The sequence below is a fragment of the Microcystis sp. M079S1 genome (genome assembly GCF_020246425.1).
GTDB lineage: Bacteria > Cyanobacteriota > Cyanobacteriia > Cyanobacteriales > Microcystaceae > Microcystis > Microcystis aeruginosa.
In genome coordinates, this window is sequence record NZ_JADBSZ010000360.1 from 1 (window position 1) to 7,116 (window position 7,116).

Annotated in this window: 2 protein-coding genes and 1 pseudogene; all 3 read right to left on the reverse strand. The window is 44.7% G+C overall.

The features are described 5' to 3' along the window. Window positions 1–370: 370 nt before the first annotated feature. Window positions 371–4,543 (reverse strand): DEAD/DEAH box helicase, encoded by a 4,173-nt coding sequence (locus IM456_RS23110; protein ID WP_287691590.1) that lies wholly within the window; start codon window positions 4,541–4,543, stop codon window positions 371–373. 54 nt (window positions 4,544–4,597) lie between these two features. Further along, window positions 4,598–5,068, reverse strand: coding sequence for a DUF29 domain-containing protein (locus tag IM456_RS23115; protein ID WP_287691591.1), 471 nt, complete (start codon window positions 5,066–5,068; stop codon window positions 4,598–4,600). A gap of 282 nt (window positions 5,069–5,350) precedes the next feature. Continuing rightward, a pseudogene (locus IM456_RS23120) lies at window positions 5,351–6,981 on the reverse strand (IS1634 family transposase). Between the last annotated feature and the right edge of the window lie 135 nt (window positions 6,982–7,116).

The window sequence follows — 7,116 nt, forward strand, 5'->3', positions numbered from 1 at the left end:
AGTATTGCGGGAATATATAGGGTCTGCTGAATAAATCTAAAAACCTTGTTGGATAAGAATTTTAGACTTTTTTCCCATCAAAAAGTGCCAGACCTTGGGGTGATCGGGGGGGGAAATTCAGGTACTTTTTCCCTGAAAATTAGGTAATTGACCAGATGAAAATGGGTAAAACCCTACACCCCACACCCCACACCCTGCCCCCACGAAAAACTTTTTCAGCAAACCCTATTTTGCGGAAGAAACTATCAGATAGACCTCGTTTCCACACAGAAACCAGAAGAGCCAATGTTGGGACAGATAAACAGTTATAAGGTTGGTCAGGAAAGATTAGTACAAATGCTCGGACTCTCCCCTCTCCAATGCAGTCCTACTATCCCTCGGCCATTAAGCGTAATAATTCGTCGGTAGATAACTTTCCGCTTGCGTCGGTTCCCTCCAATAAACTATCGGCAAGATCGCGTTTGTGGTGGTGCAGATCAACAATTTTTTCCTCGATCGTATCCTTGGCAACTAAGCGATAAATCGTCACTGGACGTTTTTGGCCGATGCGGTGAGCGCGATCGGAGGCCTGATCCTCCACTGCGGGATTCCACCAGGGATCAAGATGGATAACATAATCGGCCGCGGTGAGATTTAATCCTGTCCCCCCGGCTTTTAAACTAATTAAAAATACGTCCCCTTCCCCCGCTTGAAACGCTTTCACCTGTTTCTGCCGATCGCCAGCCGGGGTACTACCATCGAGGTATTGATATTTTATCTGCCTTTGCTCGAGATAACTGCGGATAATCGCTAAATGATCGACAAATTGACTAAATACCAACGCTTTATGCTGATTATCCAATAACTCATCCAGAATTTCCCCAAAACGAGACAGTTTCGAGCCGGGTAAGTCCAAATCTGGAACCACTAACTGCGGGTGACAGCAGGCCCGGCGTAATTTCATGATCTCTGCCAGTACCTGGAGATGTTTCGCCCCAGCGGTGCTGTCACTCTCGCTTAATTTCTCCAAAGCGCGCCGCCGTAAGGCCTCGTAAAACGCCTTCTCCTCGCTGCTTAACTCGATCGGGACCAAAATCTCGGTACGCGGCGGTAATTCGGCCAGAACTTGGTTTTTTGTGCGCCGGAGAAGGAAAGGCCGCACCAGTTTTTTTAACTGTTCGCGGGCGGTTTTATCGCCGTATTTTTCGATCGGGGTGGCGAAACGGCGATCAAAACTTTCCAAGGATCCCAACAATCCGGGGTTAATAAAACGGAAAAGATTCCATAATTCCCCTAAATGATTCTCGATCGGTGTTCCTGTGGTGATTAGTTTAAAATCCCCCCGCAGATTCATCGCCGCTTTCGATCGCTTGGTGGAGAAATTCTTGATCGCTTGGGCCTCATCGAGAACGATTGTCCGCCATTCTACCCCGGCCAACATGGTGGCCACTTCTTCCTGCTGTAATAACCCATAGCTACAGACCAACAGATCAAAAGGTTGCAGTCGATCGAGTAGTGCTTGCCGATCGCCTGTTCCCAATTGGATGATATTTAAGGTGGGTGCGAACCTTTCCGCCTCGCTAATCCAGTTCAAACATACTGAAGTAGGAGCGATCGCTAAAGTCGGTCCCGCCGATGCGCGGGTTAGGATCACTGCCAGGGCCTGTAAAGTCTTCCCTAATCCCATATCATCGGCCAAACAGGCCCCCGCCCCCCACTGGGCCAGCCTAGCTAACCAACGAAAGCCTTCCAATTGATAGTCGCGCAATTCTGCCTGTAGAGTTGAGGGGACTTCTGGGGTAAAATCCTGACTCTCCTGAAAGCATTGTAAATTGTCGCGCCAACGTTTATCGGCCTTGAGTTGTCCCACTTCCTCGGTGAGTTCAGAGAGAATCGGGGCAGCGAAGGGATGAAACCGCAAACCGTCGCCGGACTTTTCCGAGAAAGCGCGCATTTCCTGTAAACGTTCCCGAAATGCCTCGGTTAGGGCGAGAAATTGACCATCTCCCAGGGGAATAAACCGCCCCGGCGATCCCTCTAGCAGTTTCATCAACTCCTGCATACTCAGGACTGATTTCTCCTCTAGGTGCAGTTCCCCACTTACCGCAAACCAATCCCGTTGACTGTGGATATTTAGGTGTAGGTCTTGTAATCGAAGCTGACGCGTCACCCGCCATTTTTCCCCTTCCGGCCATTCCACGAGGACGCTATCGCTTAATTCCCGCAATTCCAGCAGTAGATCGAGACAATCCTCCGGATTTTCTAGTCGCCATTCCCCGTTTTCTTCCTCGAAACTGATCAGGGTGGGACAAGAATCGATCGCTGTTTGCGCTAGTTTTTTCTCTAGGGCTAGATCCCTAGTTGTTTGCAGCCGTTCCCCCTCGATCTCGGCGATCACTGTTTCTCCCCCTTTTCCGGGCCGGAAATAGGGACCGGCTGCCCCAAAAGGACGGCTGAGAACCGCCACTTTTAAACCCTCTCCGGCTGGTAAGAGATGAATCCGGGGTTGACTATCGGCTGCCACTGACCGGGCTGCTTTTCCTCCCCCGATATCGGAATGTACTGTCACCATCCCGGACAGGGAATTGATTGCGGCCAGCACTTTTTCCCGGCCCTTGTCGGGGACTTCTAGGCGGTTGCTTTTGCCGATAATGTCGGCGATGCTTCGGTGTTCTGGCTTGACTTCGATTACCTTAATGCGAGTGGGGGTTTCTTTCCAAATCAGCACTTCTTGGTGATCGCTGAGATCGGGCAGTAAAGAGAGGATTAATTTACCCGATTTTTCCTTTCTTACTCGCAATTCTGGTTCCCCGGCGACGATTTCTACCCGCGTTCTGGGGGAATCTTCCCAAAACACCAGGGGATGACCGATCAGTTCGATAATGGCCCGGTACTCAAAGTGATACTCGTTCTGGCCATAGTAACTGGATTCCACGAAGATATAGGCGCAAATTTTCAGGTCTTGCGGGGTTAAATAGTCAATTTCCCCAGTTTTTCGCAGACGTTTCAGGGAGACGGGACGGCCACGACTCCAATTACCCCGCGCGTCGAGTTTCTGTTCTTTTGGTTGCAGGAAATAATCCTCGGAATGGATATTGAGAAACCAAGCAAGGCGGACGACGGGGTTAGATTTACCCGGGGTTGGTGTTGACGCGCACAGATTAGTCAAGGCATTCAGGCACAGTTGCCAAGCTTCTTGGGGTTCGATCGCATCCACCAGGGGGGAAGGGAGATGCCATTTTATAACCACCTCCGCTTCCGGGGTTCGATCGAGTCGGGACAGTAGGGCCCTGGTTTCTAGGGCTAACCAATGGTAGCCGGCCGCCTTGGCATCTTTGTAGAGGGGCAAGAGTAGCCGGGGCAGATGTTTTTTAGCGATGCCGCTACTCATCCAGTACAGACAGATACTATAGATAAGAGTCTCTAGACCTTGGCCCATTTGGTAGGGATTGATCGTCGCGTCGATGATCGCGTCTTTGGCCTGCATATCTCCCTGACGGGCAGCGATGATTTTTTCCAGACGGGCATAGATAGGGCGGAAAGGATGATCGTTTTGACGCGTCACCCAACTGGTATAGCTGGCGGCTTCGGCGAGACGTTCGGGGGTTCCTTCTTTGAGGAGGGCGAAAATAAAGGAGAAGCCGCTAATCGAAGAAAAATAGATTTTTTGTTTTCCTTTGGCTTTTTTTAGGGCTTTAAGGGCGAGGGTATATTCTTGGATCGCTTTGCTGTTTTCCCCCCCTAGAAAGGCAATCCAACCCCGGATCGCCCCGATTGCTGCTGCTTGGCTTTCTGGGAAGGGGCGATCGAGATACCGACGCACTTTATCGCTTTGTCCTCGGATGATTGCCTGTTCGAGCCACAAATGGGCTTCGGAAACACTGGTCTGGTCTTGACAGAGTTCTTCTAGGAGGGAAAAAGATCCATCGGCGCGAGTTATTTTTTCAAAAGCCTTGACAAGAATGCTATTTAGTGCTAGGGCTTGAAATTTGGTCGGTTGCGTCCGTAACCAATCCCCATCGAAGGGGTTATCGTAGATGAGGATGAGAAGGTCTTCTAGGCTGGTTTTTGAGGAAGAATAGCTGGTTTTCTGATAATCGGCGATTTGTTGTTCGATCGAGTCGAAATCCTGACTATAGATGGCCAGACGTATTTCTCGGATTAATTGCTCTTTTCCCTGAAAAACTAGGCTTTCATCCCAACGAGTTCGGGGTTGCGCCAGTTTTGCCTTGATAATCTCGGCAAAACGCTTGAATTCTCCCTTGCTAATGCTATCACGGCTGGCAATCTCGACGAGGAGGGGATGACAGCGCGGCCCGTAGCCTTTGTCCTGGATGATTACTTCCGCTTCTAGGAGGCGATCTAAATGGGATTTCAGGGTTTGGGCGTTAAATCGCCGGTTTTTCTCGTCGCGGTAAGGGGTTTCATTCAAACAGTCTAGAAAAGTGGTGCGGGCGATCGGCTCATAGATTAGGGAAAAAAGACGGACGATCACCTGATCGAGTGCCGATAATTGTTGGTAGCGTTCGATGATTTGACCGCGGAGTTGCTCGATATCGTTCATATTCGGTTATATTTGCTGATAATCCTAATCTTTTTGCGGGGATATGACTGCAATTTATGGACGGGTTTCCAAAAAAGGTTCGATATCGATCGGGAACCAGTCCCCGTCTAATACCTGTTCGAGAGTGAATATAAACTCTAGGGTAATCGCATTTTTATCGACGATTCTGGCGTTAATCAGGGATTTTCTAGCGGTTAAATAGGCTTTTTCCCAAGAATCGCGGGCATGGTTGACGAGGGTGGCACTATCTATTTTTTGTTCTAATTGCGCTCGGAAAGCTGCGATCTCCACTATCCAGTGACGGGCATTCCGTTCTTTTTCCGATTCCCAATAGGATAGTTTGAGCAAGTGTTCGATTAAAACGGTTAATAAACTCGTTATTGCCTGTCTCTCGCTTTTTCCCATGCACTCCACTTCCTCGATCAGGTTTTCCCAGTCCACCCTGTCAAACTCTTTTCGCTTTAACAGTTCGGCGGTTTTTTCCGTCCAGAGAACAAAATCTTCTTCGTAGAGAGCGGTCATCATAGATTTCTCATCCCGACCGGGAGCGCGGGGTAATGGCTAGATTATAACCCATATTCCGCACTTCACTTTGAAGTATAAAACACTACAGGTCTTTTCAAAGAAAAAAAATCAGAATAATCAAAAAAAAATACTCAACCAATCAGATGTTGAGGAGAAATCATAAAATACCAAATGTTTTTTCGGCTCAAAGAGTTAAACTAAGTCACAACAATTCGAGGAGTAGTGACTCTCCTATAAGCATATTACTCAATTGTTATCAACTTTGTTGCTTTGTTATTTAGACTAAGATGACAGATAATATTTTTGACAAGATGAAGGCAGAAAATTTAAAATAAAACGGCGCTCTTCAGTTAAATTGACAATTGGCTTGACCCCATTCAAAATAAAAATATGAATGCCCTGAAAACATTGAAATATCCATCTTATTGTGGGACGACTCGTTAATTTATTGACTTGATTTTTGACTCCAGCCTTGGCTCTTTTTCAGCTATTTCTTAGTTCTCTTTGTCCGAGGTTATAGACTAACAAGCAGCAAGACATCAAGAATAACATTGTCTCGATTCTTTCCGTTTTTTTAACAAAGAAACTATACGCAAAAAATAAAGGAACTTTCAAAAATCTAAATCCTCTTTCACAAGAATGTTGATTTTTATAAGTTGTCACCATTTCGGCTGGGTCTAATTTGTCTTCTTCATCAACTAAGTTAGTTGCTAAAATAAATCTGCCTGCTTCCTTTCTTCTTCTGACTATCTATTCAGTTTTTTCTTGCCCTACGCCGCTAATTTTATAAATCGTTTTATGGTCTTTTGATTGACTGGCAATTAGGTCAATTTTTAGGATTTTAACGAGGTTTAGTTTTTGATTAATTGCTCTTAATTTATATCGGGCTTGTTGGGGATTTTCAAACTCTTCTTTCTGCAAGCTCTTGAGAATTCTCTCCCCTTTGTCTTTTTCTTTTTTAAGGTTATTTTCTAGTTTTTTAAGTCACTTATTTGTCTTTTTTCACTGGTTACTATTAGCCAGATTTGTTAGATTCCTCCATAAGTCACTTTTTCTTCTTTCCAGGTATATCCTTCTAAATTTAGCTCTGCCCTTTTTTCTCTTTCCTTGGCATCTATTTCTTCCATTTCTGCATTTTGGACTAATTCTTTGGCTCTTTTTATCGTCATGGGAACTCTACTTATCCATTTTAGATATTGAATTAGTTGAAGATTCTCTTGACTATATAAGGCACTGTCACAGACCATAATACTGTCAAATTTTATTTGTTTTTTAAATTCTACTAAGATTTTGCCAAAGACAGCTTACCCTGCTTCATTTCCATCTCCGACTCTCACAAATAATGGTATGTCTCCATCCTGGGTTGTTATTAAGTCTAAGACGCATTGTTTCAAATCTGGTCGATGGTCACGAGAATATCCTTTGGTAATAATTATTGGTCTTTCTTTGATAATCTCTTCTTCTTCTTTCTCTTTTTTTTCTTCACTTTTATATTCTCCATCTAGATGAAATGATGTGGCATCTAGATGAGAATATTTTGTCTCTATTTTAAATTTCTTGATGACCGATAAGACAACTTCTATAAAGATATCATTCAGTCCATGTTTGTATAATTCATCCATGACTCTCCCAATTTTATCATCATTGATATAATCGGTTTTTATTTCTTCTCCCAATAATTCTTCGATTCCTTTATCTTCAAAAAATTGACTAAATAAGTATAAAGGTCTTGAAACCAATCCTAATCCATTGATTAGAATAGCTTTGACCACTGTTCCTGCTGAAATTTTTTCTCGGGGGTCGATTCCTAATTTAGAGTTGATTATTTCAACTATTCCTATTTCGTCAATTAGCCCGGCTACTATTCCTAAGTGATCTAGGTTTTTAATTTTTACCTCTGAGATAGCAGACAATTTTTGTACCTTTAATAGATTTTTGAGCTTTTTGATTGTCTCACTTTTTTGGGACTAATTCTCTGAGTATTTTTACTTATTTTTTCTTGAATGAGTTTATGCTACTTTATACTACATTTTGAAGTGCGGAGTGTC

Bases quoted from the DNA above. Each gene is read 5' to 3' on its own strand.
- IM456_RS23110 (WP_287691590.1), bottom strand. From the start codon at position 4,543: ATGAACGATATCGAGCAACTCCGCGGTCAAATCATCGAACGCTACCAA.
- IM456_RS23115 (WP_287691591.1), bottom strand. From the start codon at position 5,068: ATGATGACCGCTCTCTACGAAGAAGATTTTGTTCTCTGGACGGAAAAA.